A 14954-nucleotide genomic window follows, 5' to 3' on the forward strand; every position below is an offset into this window, starting at 1 on the left:
GAACCTACCGTCGATAGAAGAGACGTCCACCCGAGGCCACATCTACGTGTAGCCGAGTTTTTACGCCCCGAGACCGAACGAACGGCCATGACTGCGCCCGATCCAGCCACTCTCGACGTGACCCTCGTAGATGGGTACGTCGACGAACCCGCCCACTTCGGGGTCCCGCCGTACATCTCCACCTATCCCCGATTCACCGCCGGCGCGCTCGTGGACGCGGGCGTTCCCGAAGAGCGAATCACCTACCACACGATCGACGAACTCCGTGACGAACGGAACAAGTGGCGTGACGTGGCCGACGCGGACCTCATGATCTACCTCGGCGGAATGACCGTTCCTGGGAGCTACGTCGGCGGGACGCCGGCCGAACCCGACGAAGTGCGGGAGATCGCGTGGGCCGCCGAAGGCACGAGCCTGATGGGCGGCCCGGTGAAGTTCGGCGTCGGCGAGGAGAACGCCGGTGCGACCGAGACCGAGCGATCGGATCTGGACTTCAAGTTCGTGGCGAAAGGCGACGTCGAGGCCGCGGCCCACGATCTCGTCGTCAATGGGTTAGAGGGGTTCGGCGACCGAATGCGCGATGTCGAGGAGGTCACGCAGTGGGCTCGCGAGGGCGCGTTCGTGGTCGAACAGCACCCCAACCATCCGAACTACTTGATCTGCGAGCTCGAAACCTCCCGGGGCTGTGCGTACCGGTGTTCGTTCTGCACCGAGCCGCTCTACGGCAATCCCTCCTTCCGCCCGCCCCCGTCGGTCGTGAGCGAGGTCGACGCGCTCGCCGATCGGGGTGCGCGGCACTTCCGGCTGGGTCGCCAGGCGGACATTCTCGCGTACGGCGGCGACGGCGAGGCCCCGAACCCCGACGCGCTCCGCGACCTCTACGGTGGTATCCGCGAGGTCGCACCGAATCTCGAAACCCTCCACCTCGACAACATCAACCCGGTCACGATCGTGCGGTGGCCCGAGGACTCGCGGGAGGGCCTCAGGATCATCGCCGAGCACAACACTCCGGGGGATACCGCCGCGTTCGGGCTCGAAAGCGCCGATCCCCAGGTTCAGGAGGCGAACGATCTCAACGTCACCGCCGACGAGTGTTTCCGCGCCGTGGAGATCGTCAACGAGGAGGCAGGCTGGCGGCCGGGCGAGGACCGCTCGGCTGCACCGACGTACGGGGCGGACGCCGCCGACCGTCTCCCGAAGCTCCTCCCCGGGATCAACCTGCTCCACGGGCTGAAGGGCGAGCGTGAGAAGACGTACGAACGCAATAAACAGTTCCTTCAGCGGGTGTACGACGCCGGCCTCCTACTCCGCCGGATCAACATCCGCCAGGTGATGGCCTTCGACGGAACCGAAATGAGCGACACCGGCGCGCAGATCGCCGACGACCACAAGAAGCTGTTCAAACAGTACAAAAAAGAGGTGCGCGAGGAGATCGACAACCCGATGCTCAAGCGGGTCGCACCCTCAGGAACCGTGCTGCCGGACGTTCACCTCGAATACCACCAGGACGGCCGGACGTTCGGGCGACAGCTCGGAACGTATCCGCTGTTGGTCGCCATTCCGGGTGAGCGCGAACTCGGGCGGGTAGTGGATATCGCGATCACGGATCACGGCTACCGGTCGGTGTCGGGGATGCCCGCGCCGCTCGACCTCAACCGTGCCTCGATGGACGAACTCGCAGCACTACCGGGACTCGGCGACCAGCGCGCCGGCAGTCTGGTGGTGAACCGGCCCTACGAATCGACCGACGAGGCCGCGGCGACGCTCGGGATCGACCTCCCAGGATTCACGACGGCGCGTACGCCCGAAGGCGCGGACTGATTTTCTGCTGGTTGCCGAGGACGACTCGTCCCGAAACAGTTACTTGAACGTCTTTGCAATCGTTCGTACGATGGCCGCGACCACCGATCGACTTCAACGGTTGATCGCCGACGAGATCGGCGAGTGCTGTGAAGAAGACGTCGAACGACGGCTCGACGAGCTCGATGCGCTCGCCGAGCGGGCGAGCACCGACCGTCGCGACAGGGATCGAAGAACGATGGCGGCGCTCGGCAGCGAGACTCGCCATCGGATCGCGCGCCTCCTCGCGACCGCCGACGGCGCGCTGTGTGTCTGTGAGCTCCAGCCCCTCGTTGACGTGAGCGAGAGCGCGGTCAGCCACGCGCTCTCGGATCTCGTCGACGCTGGGCTCGTCTCGCGCGACCGGCGAGGGAAGTGGCGGTACTACGAGAGCACCTCTCGTGCCGAGCGGGTGCTCGCCGCGCTCGACGCTACGAGGGAGCGATGAGCGACGACCTCGGCGCGCTCGATCGCTACCTCACCCTCTGGATCGGGGCGGCGATGGTCCTCGGCGTCGGGCTCGGCCGATTCGTCCCTGGGGTCGCCGACGCGCTGAACGCGATCACGTGGCACGGCACCAGCCTCCCGATCGCCGTCGGCCTGTTCGTGATGATCTTCCCGATCATGGCCGAGATCGACTACGAACGGATCCCGCGGGTGACACGCACCGCACGGCGCGAGATCGGCCTCACGCTCGTGTGCAACTGGCTGATCGCCCCGTTCGTGATGTACGGACTCGCGGTGACCGTTCTGGGTGGGCGTCCCGAGTTCGTCACCGGTCTCGTTCTCGTCGGAATCGCGCCCTGCATCGCGATGGTACTCATCTGGAACGAGCTCGCCGCCGGCAATCAGGAACTCTGTGCGGTCTGTGTCGGGGTCAACAGTCTGCTTCAGATCGCCCTCTTCGTTCCCTATGCCTTCCTCTTTCTCACCGTGCTTCGGGGGACGGGGATCGACGTCGACATCGCGCTCGTCGCCCAGATGGTCGGGGTCTTCCTCGGACTTCCCCTCCTGCTCGGCTACCTCGTCCAGAAGCTCGCGTTCCGGACGGTCGGCCGCGACACCTACTACGAGCGGTTCGTCCCACGAATCAGTCCTCTGGGACTTCTCGGACTACTCTTCACCGTCGTCGTGATGTTCGCGCTGAAGGGCGAGTACATCGTGAACAACCCCGAGGAGATCGTGTTGATCGCGACGCCACTGCTGATCTTCTTCGTGGGGATGTGGGCGCTCGCCTACGGCGCGAGTTTGGTGCTCGGGTTCGACTACACCGAGAGCATCAGCGTGGCGTTCACTGCCTCGTCGAACAACTTCGAACTCGCGATCGCGGTCGCGGTCGCCGTCTTCGGGATCGGGAGCAACGTCGCGCTCGCGACTGTGGTCGGCCCGCTGATCGAGGTCCCGGTGATGCTCGCGCTCGTCCGGGTGGCGCTCGCGACGAGGGACCGGCTGTTCCCCGAGGCGGGGGAGGTGGGTGGCGTTGCCGCCGACTGAGACTACCCGATTGGGGTTCGTCTGCGTTCGGAACGCCGGGCGCTCGCAGATGGCGACCGTATTCGCCGAACGCGAGCGGCGCGGGCTCGACGGTTTCGAGATCGTGACGGGCGGCACTCGCCCGGCAGACCGGGTTCACGAGCCCGTCGTCGCGGCGATGGATGAGGTGGGCTTCGACCTCGCCGATCGCACGCCGCGCCGGATCACGAACGACGAACTGCGCTCGTGTGACGTGGTCGCCACGATGGGCTGTTCGACGCTCGACATCGAGGGAGCCGAGTCGTCAGTCGACGTCCGTGACTGGGCACTCGACGATCCGGGTGAGGCCGACATTGAGGGGGTGCGCGCCATCCGCGACGAGATCGAACGGCGGGTCGTGGCGCTGTTTGAGGAGGTCGACGACTGAGTCCCGATTTTATGACGCTCGATTCGACTGTTGTCCGACCGCGAAACGTTGCGGATCGTCGGACTTTCCGTACTACCACAAAACATATACTACACCCCCCTCCTCGGTCGTGTTACCATACATGAAACGGCGTACTTTTATTGCCGGGAGCACCGTCGGTTTCAGCCTCCTTGCTGGTTGTGTCGGTAGCGACACATCCGGATCAGAGCCCGGTCCGACGGATAGCGGAACTACCGAGCCAGCAAGCACGGAAACACCAGCGGCTACTGCGGGTAGCAGTGCTCAGGCCCCCACGGAGACGGCAACGACCACCACAGCTTCCACCGAGGACGCAACGATCACAAAGACTACAGCTGCCGATAGCGAGACTACAACGAAACGAGGGGATGGTGCCTCAGCTACCCGGACGATCGGGTCCTGCCCGCTAATGCACCAAGTCGTCGCGATCACGACGCCCGTTTCTCCGACGGAACCACCGCTGAGCTACGGCGAACTCTCTCCGGAGGGTAAGGAAGTGTTCGATGAGGCGCGGAAGCGAGACGGAACACTGTTCATCTACGACGAATCGGAGAAACCGCCCGAGTTCAGCTACTCGGACGGGCGGACGTCGCGTATCGTGACGAGAGACGGCGAGCGATATCGGGTGTACACCTCCACGAACGCAGGATGCGCTTTCCCAACGGGGACGGAGTCTTGACGGGGAATCGCTGTTCGTCACAGGCAATCGCTTCGTTCGTGCGGGCCACATCCACGACGAGCGATTGACGCCCGAACCACGACCCAGAAGGGCTTTGTCCGTGGCTGGCGCAGTCGAGCCAATGAGTCGTGGGGTCGAGGTGAGCGTCGTCCTGCCGGCCTACGACGAGGCCGCGACGATCGAAAACACGGTCGAGATGACCCTCGATGCGCTCGGAGGGTTCCTGCCGGTGGGGAGCTTCGAGGTGCTCGTCGCCGAGGACGGCTGCACCGATCACACACCCGAGATCGCCGCCCGGCTCGCCCGTGAGGACGATCGCGTGCGACACGTCCACAGCGACGACCGGCTCGGCCGCGGCGGCGCGCTCGAACGGGCTTTCCGCGCGGCGGCGGGCGAGACCCTGGTCTACTTCGACACCGACCTCGCGACCGATATGCGCCATCTGGAGGAGCTCGTCGAGAGCGTCCGGTCGGGAGAGACGGACATCGCCACTGGCTCGCGGCTGCTCGCGGCGAGCGAGGCCGACCGCCCCGCGAAACGCGACGTGCCGAGTCGCACCTACAACGGGCTCGTGCGGCTCTTCCTCCGCTCATCGGTCCACGACCACCAGTGCGGATTCAAGGCGTTCGATCGCGCGGTCCTCGAAGCGCTGCTCGACGACGTGGAGGACGAGCACTGGTTCTGGGACACCGAACTCCTCGTGCGCGCCCAGCGTGCGGGCTACCGGGTCGAGGAGTTCCCGGTGGCGTGGACGCCAAAGGGCGATACGAAAGTGGACTTCGTCCGGGACGTGCTCGGGATGGGAAGCGCCGTTCTGCGGACGTGGTGGCAGCTCGACGTCGCGCCCCGGATCACGCGCCGCGTGACGCTCGTCGCCGGCACGCTCCTCACGATCCTCGCGGTCGGGCTGATGACCCAGTATCTCGACGTCGGGACCGTGCTCGAAGAGATGCGCGCGGCCGACCCGATGCTCGTCGCCGCGGCCGCGCTCGTCTACGTGCTCTCGTGGCCGGTCCGTGGCGCGCGCTACCGCGACATCTTAGACGAGCTGGGGTTCACCGAGGGCGTCGGCTTCCTCACGGGCGCGGTGTTCATCTCTCAAACGGGGAACCTCGTCTTCCCGGCACGGGCGGGCGACGCCGTCCGGGCGTACGTCGTCAAGACCCGCCGGCGCGTGCCCTACCCCACGGGCTTCGCCTCGCTCGCGGTCGAGCGCGTGTTTGACCTCCTCACCATCACCCTGCTCGCCGGCGTCGTCCTGATGGGCCTCGCCGCCACCGGGATCACCAGCCTCTCGGGGCTCGGCGCGACCGTCGCCGACGGGCCACAGAGTGGCCAGGTCGCCGTGCTCGTCGCCAGCGGCGTCGGCCTCGCGGCGATCGTCGCGGTGGCCGCGATCGTCGCCAGTGCGCGCTCCGATCGGAACCTCGTCCGTCGCGGGATCCGCCGCTTCAGCACCGACGCGTACGCCGATCGGGTCGCGGGCGTCATCGAACGCTTCGTCGGCGACGTACAGTCGGTCGCGAACGACCGACGCGCGTTCGCCCGCATCGGCACGACGAGCCTCCTGATCTGGACGCTCGACGTCGTGACCGCACTCCTCGTGTTCGCCGCGTTCGACGTCTCGCTGCCGCTCACGACGCTCGTCGCGGTCGGCTTCTTCGCCGTGAGCGTCGGCAATCTCGCGAAGGTGCTCCCGCTGTCGCCCGGCGGCATCGGCCTCTACGAGGGCGCGTTCAGCCTGCTCGTGGTCGGACTCACACCGGTCGCTCCCCCGATCGCGCTCGGCGCGGCCATCGTCGATCACGCCGTCAAAAACGTCGTCACCGTCATCGGCGGGGTGGCCGCCATGCTGGTGCTCAACGTCTCGCTCACCACCGCCGTCGAGGAGGGTCGCGACGTCGAAACGACGCCGACTGAATGAAACCCACTTTTTTACAAGGGGTCCTCGGTCGCTCGCGTCGCTCGCTCCCTCGAACCCCTTCCAAAAACCTGGACTAAAAACTCCCGCTCGCTCCCTTCGGTCGCTCGCGGTACAACAGCTTGCACCTTCCGCAACCGCACAGCACCGCCGAAGCCCTCGCTCCCTCACTTCGTTCGGTCGCTCGCCCTTCATCCGCCAGGAGAGCTTTGCTCTCCTGAGCCCTGCGGTCGCGGAACGACCGCAGGACGCCAAGACCGCACCGCCGCACCGCGGCCGCCAGCCGCGAGTCACACCAGCCCGAAACCGGGAATCGTTTTTATCGATCGCGTTCAGAGGACGGTCATGCGCGAAGCGGACGAGGATGCGACGACGCGCCAACGGATCGCGGAGTTCCTCCGCGGCGAAACGGCACCGCCTGGCATGCTGGCCGAGGAGTTCGCGATCACGACCGAGGCGGCGCTGGAACACGTCGAGCACATCGCCCAGTCGCTCGAAACCGAGGACGAACAGCTCCTCGTCGCCCCGCCGGAGTGCCGCGACTGCGGGTTTGCTGCGTTCGACGACCACGCGAACCGCCCCTCGCGGTGTCCCGAGTGCCGGAGCGAATCGATCGAGGAGCCGCTCTTCCGGATCGAGTGAAGCGAGTGCCGCGAACGGGTTCCAGAAGCGGTTTCAGGTCCCGGAGAAGTCGATCCGCCCGCGCGAGGAGAGGTCGTGCTCGCCCGACGGCCCGAGCTTCTCGAACTCGTAGTCGGGTTCGTCGAGGTAGATCGTCCCGTTCTCCACGGTGACGCCGACGGTTTCGAGTGTCGCTCCTTCACAGGGGCCGGTCGTGCAGTAGCCCGTCGCCTGCTCGAACAGCGCGCCGTGGCGCTGACAGAGGAGTTCGCCGTCGCGCATCGCTGCGCCATCGCCCGAATCCAGTCTGACGTCGGTCCAGTGCTGGCAGTGGTTCCGGTACGCCGCGACGCCGTCCGCGAGCTTCGTCAGGATCGCTTCCTCACGGTCGAACCCATCGCGGATCGTGAAGAGGAGCGTGTCGTCGTCGGGAACCTCGTCGAGGGCGGCGATCCGGCTCGCAGCGTCCATGCCGGCCGTGCGTCCGCTTCGGGTTTGAATCACTCGTAATGCGCTCGCTCGACGCGCTCGTCGAACAGCCGCGAGAGCAATCGCGTGATCGGTCCGTCGCCGACTGCGACCCCGTCGGCGCGCGCGATCGGTCGGAGCTCCCACGTCGTGTTGGTGAGAAACGCCTCGTCGGCCTCGCGAACGGCGGCGGTCGTGTACTGTCCTGTTTCGACGGGAAACTCCTCGTCGGCGGCGAGATCGAGCACGACTGCTCGGGTGATCCCGTCGAGTAGTGGCCCGTCGGTGCTGGGCGTCTTGAGCGTCCCGTCGTCGACGAAGAAGACGTTGCTCGTCGCGCCCTCCGTGAGATTCCCCTCGGCGTCGCGCACTAAGGCCTCGTCGGCTCGATACGCCTCGTTCGCCGCCCGCCGGAGTTCGAGCCGCGCGAGGATCCCGTCGAGGTAGTTGTGGGTCTTGGCGTCGCTCGGCACCGCCGCGTCGGGCACCGCGCGGGTCTTCACCGTCTGCACCGTCGCCGGCCCGTCCCACACCGACTCGCCAGTGAGACCGCCCCGCGGGAGTTCCTCGACGATGATTACTACAGTTGGATCGACGTCCGGCGCGGGCGTGAGTCGCCCCATCCCCGCCCCACGAGTCACCGACAGCCGGACGTACGCCTCGCCGCAATCGTTCGCGGCAAGCGTTTCCCGAACCCGCTCACGAAGGTCGTCGGGCACTACGTCGCCGAACCCCAACTGCTCGGCGGTCCGGCGGAGCCGTGCCTCGTGGGCGTCCCACTCGAAGATCGAACCACCGTAGGCGCGGACCGTCTCGAACGCGGCGTCGCCGTAGCGAAACCCTCGGTCGCGGACGCTCACGCTCGCCTCCTCGACGGGCACGAGGTCGCCGTCGACGTGATACTTCATCCGTCGCCTCCTCGCCGGAGTACTCCGTACCGCCCGGAGTGCCGCGTCGTGACGGCTCGCACGCCGACTACTGCCGGCGAGCCTTCGCGCGTTCGGTCCAGCGATCGAGCCGGCTTGCGGAGATGTCGGTTTCGTCGGCCACTTCCTCGGGATCGGCGTCGGCGAGGTCGGCGACGGTCTCGACGCCAGCGGATTCGAGCTGTTCGGCGTACGAGGGTCCGATCCCCTTGAGCACGTCCACGTCCTGCTCTGCGGTATCGCCGGTCGGGTCCGCCCCGGTCGGACCCGCGGCCTCGGCGTCCTCGGCCGCCGAGATCGAGTCGTTCGTCTCCTCGGTGATCGAGCCGGTCGATCCCGCCGCGTCACCGCCGGCCGCGGCGCTCTCGTCGGCGTCGTCGACACCGGTTTCCTCGTCGACATCGGTCGAGGGGGTGTCGTCCGTGGGTTCGGACGGCTCGGCGTCGTCGCTTGTCGGCCCCGTCACCTCGCCTGGCTCCGCGCCGCCCTCGGCGTCCTCGTCGACCATCGATTCGGTCGAGCCCGCGGCGTCGGCCCCGGCGGCCGCCGGTTCGTCCGTTTCGGCGTCGCTCTCCTCGCGACCCGCCCCACTCGTGTCCGTTCCCTTCACCGCGTCCTCGGAACCCGTCTCCGGGCTCGCCCCCGAATCGTGGTCGCCCGGCTCGTGTTCGACCGTCACGCCGCCGCGGTCGTCGTTCGACCGCTCGTCGCCCGAGTCCCGATCGTCGATACCGAGCATCGACTTGATGGTATCCAGCAGCGTCATGGGTGATGCTATCTCCCCCGGGACTTAAATACGTGCCCGAAGCGCTCCGTTCATCGCGTTCACTGGCGCGTCCCGACCGGTCCACTGCTCGAACGCCGCGACGCCCTGGTACAGCAGCATCCACCCGCCGTCGATCGTCCTCGCGCCCGCCACCGCGGCCTCGCGCAGCAGTCGCGTCTCGATCGACGAGTACACCGCGTCGAGCACGGCGAGATCCGTGTGGAGAGTTTCGGAAGGGACTGGCGACTCGTCGCCATCCATTCCGACGCTCGTGGCGTTCACCAGCAGATCGGCGTCGGGGACGAGCGATCCGAGCGCGTCGAGTCCGTGTCCGTCCGCGCCGTCGATCTCGTCGGCGAGGGCGTGTGCGCTCTCCACGGTGCGATTGGCGATCGCGACCGTCGCTCCGGCGTCGGCGAGCGCGAACGCCGCCGCCCGGCCCGCCCCGCCGGCACCGACGACGACCGCACGTCCGTCGAGCGACACGTCGTGGTGGGCAAACGCCCGCTTCACGCCGGCGGCGTCGGTGTTGTGGCCCGTCGGTTTCCGACCACCGAAATCGACCGTGTTGACCGCGCCGATCCGCGCCGCGAGATCGTCGGGCGCGACGAGATCGAGGACATCTCGCTTGAACGGGATTGTGACGTTCAGCCCATCGATCCCGAGCGCTTGCGCGCCCTCGATGGCCGCTTCGAGATCGTCGGGATCGGGCTCGAACGCCACGTACCGTGCGTCGATCCCGCACTCCTCGTAGGCCGCCTCGTGCATCGGGGGCGACAGCGAGTGGCCGACGGGGTTGCCGACCAGGCCGAACACCTGCATGTCGCTGCCGACGGCGACACGTGGTTAAAACCCTCCGGGCACAGGCTCGGAACAGTTCAGGCGTAGCGGAGCCGTCTGAACCACACTCCGGCGAGTACGAGACCCAAGATTCCGAAGAAGGCCCCGAACCCGAACACCCCGAGCGCTCCCTTGGAACCGAGGTCGGGCCAGACCAGAGCTGCGAGCCACCAACCGAAGTCACGGGCTAAAGTAGAGTGTAGGTATGACGAACTGAATGGTGGAGAGAGTTGGCTGGAACCGACCGTCTGGCGACCGACAGCAAAAGAGATAGGTACGTGCCTCGCGGTTTCAGAACCAATGCTCGACCGTCTTCGCCATCCACTCGCCGCCGTCGCCGTGGCGCTGTTGCTGACGGTGCCGTTCATCGCGCTGTTCGTGACGCACGGGTTCCATCTCACCCCGGCTCCGCCGGGCGCGAACATCACACCCCTGATGGCGGTGCTCGTCGGTGGGGCCGCGATCCTCGGTGCGGCGTTTTTGCTCGCTTGGGGGGCCGAGACGGCTGAAAAGGACGTCCCGACCGCCTTCGCCATCGCGGTGCTGGCGGTGCTCGCGGTCGCCCCCGAGTACGCCGTCGACGCCCTCTACGCGTGGCAGGCCGGCTCCGGCCAGAGCGGGTCGGCGAGCCTCGCGATCGCGAACATGACCGGCGCGAACCGGATCCTCATCGGGATCGGGTGGTCGGGCATCGCGCTGTTCACCATCTACCGGGCGAAGCGCTCGGGCGACGAGGCGGTCGAGGAGCGCTCGGGGCTCCTCGCCGACGTGGTCACGCTCGACCGCGAGATCGCGCTCGAGATCGCCTTCCTGCTCGCGGCCACGGCGTTCGCGTTCTTCGTCCCGCTCGGCGGCACGATCGGGATCGCGGATACGCTCGTCCTCGTCGGCCTCTACGTGCTCTACATCGGCATCATCATCCGGGGTGACGTCGAGGAACCCGAGGAGAACGTCGGCGTGCCCGCGTACTTCCAGGAGTATCCGAAGGTGCCCCGGATCGCGGTCGTGCTCTTCCTGTTCGCCTTCTCGGGAGTGGCCATCTACATCGCGGTCCACCCGTTCGCCGTCGGCCTCGAGGAGTTGGGCCTCCAGTACGGCATCCCCGAGTTCTTCATGATCCAGTGGCTCGCACCGCTCGCGAGCGAGAGTCCGGAGCTGATCGTCGTCGCCTACCTCGTGAACAAGGCGCGCTCGACCGCGGGGTTCAACGCGCTGATCTCCTCGAAGCTCAACCAGTGGACGCTGCTCATCGGAACGCTCGCGGTGGTCTACTCGATCGCGGCCGGCCACATCGGCGGACTGCCGATCGACGAGAAACAGGTCGCCGAGATCTGGATCACCGCCGCCCAGAGCTTCTTCGCGCTCGCCATTCTGGCGAACTTCGAGATCAGCGCCCGCGAGGCGGTCGCGCTGCTCGTCCTGTTCGCCTCGCAGGTCATCGCGGAGTTCTACGTGATCCAGACCGTTGGCGAGCCGACCGCGACGAACATCAGCATCACCATCCTGTACGCCTACACCGTCGTCTATCTCGTTCTCGGCGCTGGGTTGTTCGTCAAGCGCCACGAGAGCGTCCGCGAACTCTTCGATCGGACGGCCTCCAACGCCCGTGAAGCGGTCGGTGACACCACCAGTCAGCCCGAGCGCGCGGACTGATGGCGGACGACGACGCGACCTGTGGGATCGTCGTCAGTCGTGCCGACCCCGCATCGGTCCACATCGGCGAGCAACTGCTCGATCTCGCCGACTGGGAGCACACCGTGGACGACACTCGCTCCGACGCCGCGGGCGGCGGGGCGGTCTATCGAACGTCGGGCTTTGAACTCCGCGAGTTCGACGGCCTCCATCTCGACCTCGAAGGTGTCGCCGACGCCTTCGTCGACCCCGCCTCCGTGGTGTTCGCCTCGAAACACGCTGGCGACACTGGTCCCCTCTTGACCGCCCACCACACCGGCAACTTCGGCCCCGCCGATCATGGGGGTGCGGACGGCGCGTTCGCTTCCACCTGTGCGAACGCCCAGGCTCGCGTGCTCGACGCGCTCTCCGAGCACGCCCCATCGGGGTACGACGTCGGGATGGAGTGTACCCACCACGGCCCCACCGACGTGGGTGCGCCCTCGATGTTCGTCGAGCTGGGGAGTTCGGCCGCCGAGTGGGACGACCCCGAGGGGGCGCGAGCGGTCGCCCGGGCGATCCTCGACCTCCGTGGCGTCGCGCCGCACCGCGAGCGCCGGATCGTGGGCTTCGGCGGCGGCCACTACGTCCCCCGGTTCGAGCGCGTGGTCCGCGAGACCGACTGGGCGGTCGGCCACATCGGTGCGGACTGGGGGCTCGACGCGATGGGCGATCCCGTCGACAGCGTGGACGTGCTCCGGCGTGCGTTCGAGCGGAGCGGCGCGACCCGCGCGCTCGTCGAGGGCGACCGGCCCGCGCTGACGGACGCGATCGAGGACCTCGGCCACGAGGTCGTGACCGAAACGTGGCTCCGCGAGACGGCGGGCGTCCCGCTCGACCTCGTCTCGCGGGTCGAGAAGGCGATCGGGCCGATCGATGCCGGGCTCCGGTTCGGCGACCGTGCGCGTGCGGCCGGCCAGGCGGGCGACGAGATCGTGACCGTCTCGCTGCCGGCGGCACTCCTCGACGAGGCCGAGGGGATCGACCCCGAAACGGCGCGGGCGGCGGTCGAGCGTCGCGCGGTCGCGTTCGACACCGACCACGGCGGCTCGCGGCTCGCCGGCGAGGTCACCCTTCGAGACGCCGACGACCTCGCCGGGATCGTCGACGCGCTCGCCGACGTTCTCGACGGGGAGTACGAGACCGTCGAACGCCGTGAGGGGGCGCTGGTGGCACGCGAGACGGCGTTCGACCCCGTGGCGGCACGCGACGCGGGTGTGTCGGAGGGCCCGGCGTTCGGTCGCCTGGCGGCGGGGGAGGCGGTCAGGGTCGACGGCGAGACGGTCGATCCCGCGACGGTCCACACACAGCAGGAACGTCGATTTCCGCTCGACGGGCGTGACACGCGTCGGACAGAAGGGGAAAGATAAATAGCCGCCGTGCGTCATGCGGTGGTAAATGGATTCGATCATCGAGGATGCCATCGACGAGAGCGAGTCGAGCGACGGGCGCGACGGTCGCGAGACACCAGCGGGCGAGCGAGAGGCGGGGACGATGACCAACGAGGAGCTCGCCGGGGTCGTCGACGATCTCAAGACCCAGATCACGGTGGTCGGCTGTGGCGGCGCGGGGTCGAACACCGTCACGCGGATGGACGAGGAGGGCATCCACGGCGCGAAGCTGGTCGCCGCCAACACCGACGCCCAGCACCTCGTCGAGCAGGTCCATGCCGACACCAAGATCCTGATGGGCCGCGAGCGCACCGGCGGGCGCGGTGCGGGCTCAGTACCCAAAATCGGTGAGGAGGCCGCGCGCGAGACGATCGACGACATCCGGGAGTCGATCGACGGCTCGGACATGGTGTTCGTGACCGCAGGACTCGGCGGCGGTACCGGCACCGGTGCGGCCCCGGTGGTCGCCCAGGCCGCCCAAGAGGCCGGCGCGCTCACCATCGCGATCGCCACGATCCCGTTCACCGCGGAGGGCGAGCGCCGGCGCTCGAACGCCGACGCGGGGCTCGAACGGCTGCGAGCGGTGTCGGACACCGTGATCGTCGTCCCGAACGACCGGCTGCTCGAATACGCGCCGAACCTCCCGCTTCAGGACGCCTTCACGATCTGCGATCGAGTGCTGATGCGCTCGGTCAAGGGGATGACCGAGCTCATCACCAAACCCGGACTGGTGAACGTCGACTTCGCCGACGTTCGCACCGTGATGGAGAACGGCGGCGTCGCGATGATCGGGCTCGGCGAGTCCGACTCGGAGAACAAGGCCCGCGACTCGATCCAGTCGGCGCTGCGCTCGCCCCTCCTGGACGTGGAGTTCAAGGGCGCGAGCTCCGCCCTGGTGAACGTGGTCGGCGGTCCCGACATGTCGATCGAGGAGGCCGAGGGCGTCGTCGAAGAGATTTACGACCGGATCGATCCCGACGCGCGGATCATCTGGGGCGCGTCGGTCGACGAGAGCTTCAGCGGCACGATGGAGACCATGATCGTGGTCACGGGCGTCGAGTCGCCCCAGATCTACGGCCAGTCGGACCTCGCCGACGAGACCGGCCGAGTCGACGACGACATCGACTACGTGGAGTAGGTCCCACGACCGCGGCACGGTTCCGGCGGCGGCCTCGACGACGGTCGACCGTCCGTTCGGTGTCACAAGATAGAAACCCCTCGGGTTGCTACGCTCGCTCAAATGGACGTCAAATACGAACTCAGCAGCTACACACGGGTGTTGAAGCTCGCCAGCACCCCGGATTGGGAGGAGTTCTCACAGATCGCGCTGATCGCGGGCGCGGGGATCCTCCTCGTCGGCCTGCTCGGCTTCCTGATCTTCCTCGTGATGAGCTTCCTGCCGGGAGGGGTCTGAGATGAGCATGTACGCCGTGAAGACCACCGCAAGCCAGGAGCGCACGGTGGCGGACATGATCATGAACCGCGAGGAAAACGACATCCACGCCGCGCTCGCGCCCGACTCGCTCACCAGCTACGTGATGGTCGAGGCCGACGACCACGCGATCCTCGAACGCGTGCTCGACGAGATCCCCCACGCCAGAAACCTCGTGCCGGGCGAGTCCTCGATCGCGGAGGTCGAACACTTCCTCTCGCCGAAACCCGACGTCGAGGGGATCGCCGAAAGCGACATCGTCGAGCTCATCGCCGGCCCGTTCAAGGGCGAGAAGGCTCAGGTCCAGCGTATCGACGAGGGCAAGGACCAGGTGACCGTCGAACTCTACGAGGCGACGGTGCCGATCCCCGTCACGGTTCGGGGCGATCAGATCCGAGTGCTCGACTCCGAAGAGCGATAGCATCCGCCGAGCGCAGCGAGGCGGTTCACTGTGACCGAGCACAGCGAGGTCGCAGGTAGTT

At 67.4% G+C, this 14954-nt stretch carries 16 protein-coding genes; 12 read left to right on the top strand and 4 right to left on the bottom strand.

The window, feature by feature from the left end; genetic code table 11:
* The first annotated feature begins 87 nt into the window (after window positions 1-87).
* From TX76_RS15080 to TX76_RS15110, 7 genes are all read left to right on the top strand, one after another.
* Complete coding sequence (locus TX76_RS15080; RefSeq protein ID WP_049903568.1) at window positions 88-1821, top strand: radical SAM protein; 1734 nt, start codon at window positions 88-90, stop codon at window positions 1819-1821.
* A 70-nt stretch (window positions 1822-1891) separates the two neighbouring features.
* Window positions 1892-2287 (top strand): metalloregulator ArsR/SmtB family transcription factor, encoded by a 396-nt coding sequence (locus TX76_RS15085; RefSeq protein WP_049903570.1) that lies wholly within the window; start codon window positions 1892-1894, stop codon window positions 2285-2287.
* Window positions 2284-3333 (top strand): ACR3 family arsenite efflux transporter, encoded by a 1050-nt coding sequence (gene arsB, locus TX76_RS15090; RefSeq protein WP_049903571.1) that lies wholly within the window; start codon window positions 2284-2286, stop codon window positions 3331-3333. The genes TX76_RS15085 and arsB overlap by 4 nt, the downstream gene beginning before the upstream one ends.
* The gene (locus TX76_RS15095; protein ID WP_049903573.1) at window positions 3314-3739 is read left to right on the top strand and encodes an arsenate-mycothiol transferase ArsC; all 426 of its coding nucleotides are present in this window, start codon (window positions 3314-3316) and stop codon (window positions 3737-3739) included. Before arsB ends, TX76_RS15095 begins: the two co-directional genes overlap by 20 nt.
* A 427-nt stretch (window positions 3740-4166) precedes the next feature.
* Window positions 4167-4436 carry a hypothetical protein gene (locus TX76_RS15100; protein ID WP_049903575.1) on the top strand — a complete coding sequence of 90 codons (270 nt, stop codon included), beginning with the start codon at window positions 4167-4169 and terminating at the stop codon, window positions 4434-4436.
* A gap of 121 nt (window positions 4437-4557) precedes the next feature.
* The gene (locus TX76_RS15105; protein ID WP_049903577.1) at window positions 4558-6360 is read left to right on the top strand and encodes a flippase-like domain-containing protein; all 1803 of its coding nucleotides are present in this window, start codon (window positions 4558-4560) and stop codon (window positions 6358-6360) included.
* A 342-nt stretch (window positions 6361-6702) separates the two neighbouring features.
* Window positions 6703-6999 carry a transcriptional regulator gene (locus TX76_RS15110; RefSeq protein WP_049903578.1) on the top strand — a complete coding sequence of 99 codons (297 nt, stop codon included), beginning with the start codon at window positions 6703-6705 and terminating at the stop codon, window positions 6997-6999.
* Window positions 7000-7032: 33 nt separating this feature from the next.
* On the opposite strand, the gene TX76_RS15115 is transcribed toward TX76_RS15110, so the two are convergent.
* The 4 genes from TX76_RS15115 to TX76_RS15130 all read right to left on the bottom strand — a co-directional run bounded on the left by TX76_RS15115 (window position 7033) and on the right by TX76_RS15130 (window position 9960).
* On the bottom strand, window positions 7033-7449 hold the full coding sequence (locus tag TX76_RS15115) for a Rieske (2Fe-2S) protein (RefSeq protein WP_049903579.1): 417 nt from the start codon (window positions 7447-7449) through the stop codon (window positions 7033-7035).
* Window positions 7450-7478: 29 nt separating this feature from the next.
* On the bottom strand, window positions 7479-8354 hold the full coding sequence (locus TX76_RS15120; protein ID WP_049903581.1) for an aminotransferase class IV: 876 nt from the start codon (window positions 8352-8354) through the stop codon (window positions 7479-7481).
* Between the two features lie 67 nt (window positions 8355-8421).
* On the bottom strand, window positions 8422-9138 hold the full coding sequence (locus TX76_RS15125) for a helix-hairpin-helix domain-containing protein (protein WP_049903582.1): 717 nt from the start codon (window positions 9136-9138) through the stop codon (window positions 8422-8424).
* Window positions 9139-9162: 24 nt separating this feature from the next.
* Window positions 9163-9960, bottom strand: a complete 798-nt coding sequence (locus TX76_RS15130) for a shikimate dehydrogenase (protein ID WP_049903583.1) — start codon at window positions 9958-9960, stop codon at window positions 9163-9165.
* A 318-nt stretch (window positions 9961-10278) separates the two neighbouring features.
* Between TX76_RS15130 and TX76_RS15135 the strand changes: the two genes are divergently transcribed.
* The 5 genes from TX76_RS15135 (at window position 10279) to TX76_RS15155 (ending at window position 14893) form a co-directional block, all read left to right on the top strand.
* On the top strand, window positions 10279-11631 hold the full coding sequence (locus TX76_RS15135; protein WP_049903585.1) for a sodium:calcium antiporter: 1353 nt from the start codon (window positions 10279-10281) through the stop codon (window positions 11629-11631).
* A complete protein-coding gene (locus tag TX76_RS15140) occupies window positions 11631-13019 on the top strand; it encodes a D-aminoacyl-tRNA deacylase (RefSeq protein WP_049903587.1) in 1389 nt (462 codons plus the stop codon). Before TX76_RS15135 ends, TX76_RS15140 begins: the two co-directional genes overlap by 1 nt.
* 28 nt (window positions 13020-13047) lie before the next feature.
* A complete protein-coding gene (gene ftsZ / locus TX76_RS15145) occupies window positions 13048-14178 on the top strand; it encodes a cell division protein FtsZ (protein ID WP_049903588.1) in 1131 nt (376 codons plus the stop codon).
* Window positions 14179-14280: 102 nt separating this feature from the next.
* Complete coding sequence (locus TX76_RS15150) at window positions 14281-14454, top strand: protein translocase SEC61 complex subunit gamma (protein WP_049903590.1); 174 nt, start codon at window positions 14281-14283, stop codon at window positions 14452-14454.
* A gap of 1 nt (window position 14455) precedes the next feature.
* Window positions 14456-14893, top strand: a complete 438-nt coding sequence (locus TX76_RS15155) for a transcription elongation factor Spt5 (RefSeq protein WP_049903592.1) — start codon at window positions 14456-14458, stop codon at window positions 14891-14893.
* Window positions 14894-14954 lie beyond the last annotated feature (61 nt).

Source organism: Halococcus agarilyticus (genome assembly GCF_000334895.1).
Taxonomy (GTDB): Archaea; Halobacteriota; Halobacteria; order Halobacteriales; family Halococcaceae; genus Halococcus; species Halococcus agarilyticus.

Excerpts from the sequence above, each read along its gene's own strand:
- TX76_RS15120 (WP_049903581.1), bottom strand. The coding sequence starts at position 8,354 with ATGAAGTATCACGTCGACGGCGACCTCGTGCCCGTCGAGGAGGCGAGC.
- ftsZ (WP_049903588.1), top strand. The coding sequence starts at position 13,048 with ATGGATTCGATCATCGAGGATGCCATCGACGAGAGCGAGTCGAGCGAC.
- TX76_RS15135 (WP_049903585.1), top strand. The coding sequence starts at position 10,279 with ATGCTCGACCGTCTTCGCCATCCACTCGCCGCCGTCGCCGTGGCGCTG.
- TX76_RS15085 (WP_049903570.1), top strand. The coding sequence starts at position 1,892 with ATGGCCGCGACCACCGATCGACTTCAACGGTTGATCGCCGACGAGATC.
- TX76_RS15140 (WP_049903587.1), top strand. The coding sequence starts at position 11,631 with ATGGCGGACGACGACGCGACCTGTGGGATCGTCGTCAGTCGTGCCGAC.
- TX76_RS15150 (WP_049903590.1), top strand. The coding sequence starts at position 14,281 with ATGGACGTCAAATACGAACTCAGCAGCTACACACGGGTGTTGAAGCTC.
- TX76_RS15105 (WP_049903577.1), top strand. The coding sequence starts at position 4,558 with ATGAGTCGTGGGGTCGAGGTGAGCGTCGTCCTGCCGGCCTACGACGAG.
- arsB (WP_049903571.1), top strand. The coding sequence starts at position 2,284 with ATGAGCGACGACCTCGGCGCGCTCGATCGCTACCTCACCCTCTGGATC.
- TX76_RS15110 (WP_049903578.1), top strand. The coding sequence starts at position 6,703 with ATGCGCGAAGCGGACGAGGATGCGACGACGCGCCAACGGATCGCGGAG.
- TX76_RS15115 (WP_049903579.1), bottom strand. The coding sequence starts at position 7,449 with ATGGACGCTGCGAGCCGGATCGCCGCCCTCGACGAGGTTCCCGACGAC.
- TX76_RS15130 (WP_049903583.1), bottom strand. The coding sequence starts at position 9,960 with ATGCAGGTGTTCGGCCTGGTCGGCAACCCCGTCGGCCACTCGCTGTCG.
- TX76_RS15100 (WP_049903575.1), top strand. The coding sequence starts at position 4,167 with ATGCACCAAGTCGTCGCGATCACGACGCCCGTTTCTCCGACGGAACCA.
- TX76_RS15125 (WP_049903582.1), bottom strand. The coding sequence starts at position 9,138 with ATGACGCTGCTGGATACCATCAAGTCGATGCTCGGTATCGACGATCGG.
- TX76_RS15155 (WP_049903592.1), top strand. The coding sequence starts at position 14,456 with ATGAGCATGTACGCCGTGAAGACCACCGCAAGCCAGGAGCGCACGGTG.
- TX76_RS15080 (WP_049903568.1), top strand. The coding sequence starts at position 88 with ATGACTGCGCCCGATCCAGCCACTCTCGACGTGACCCTCGTAGATGGG.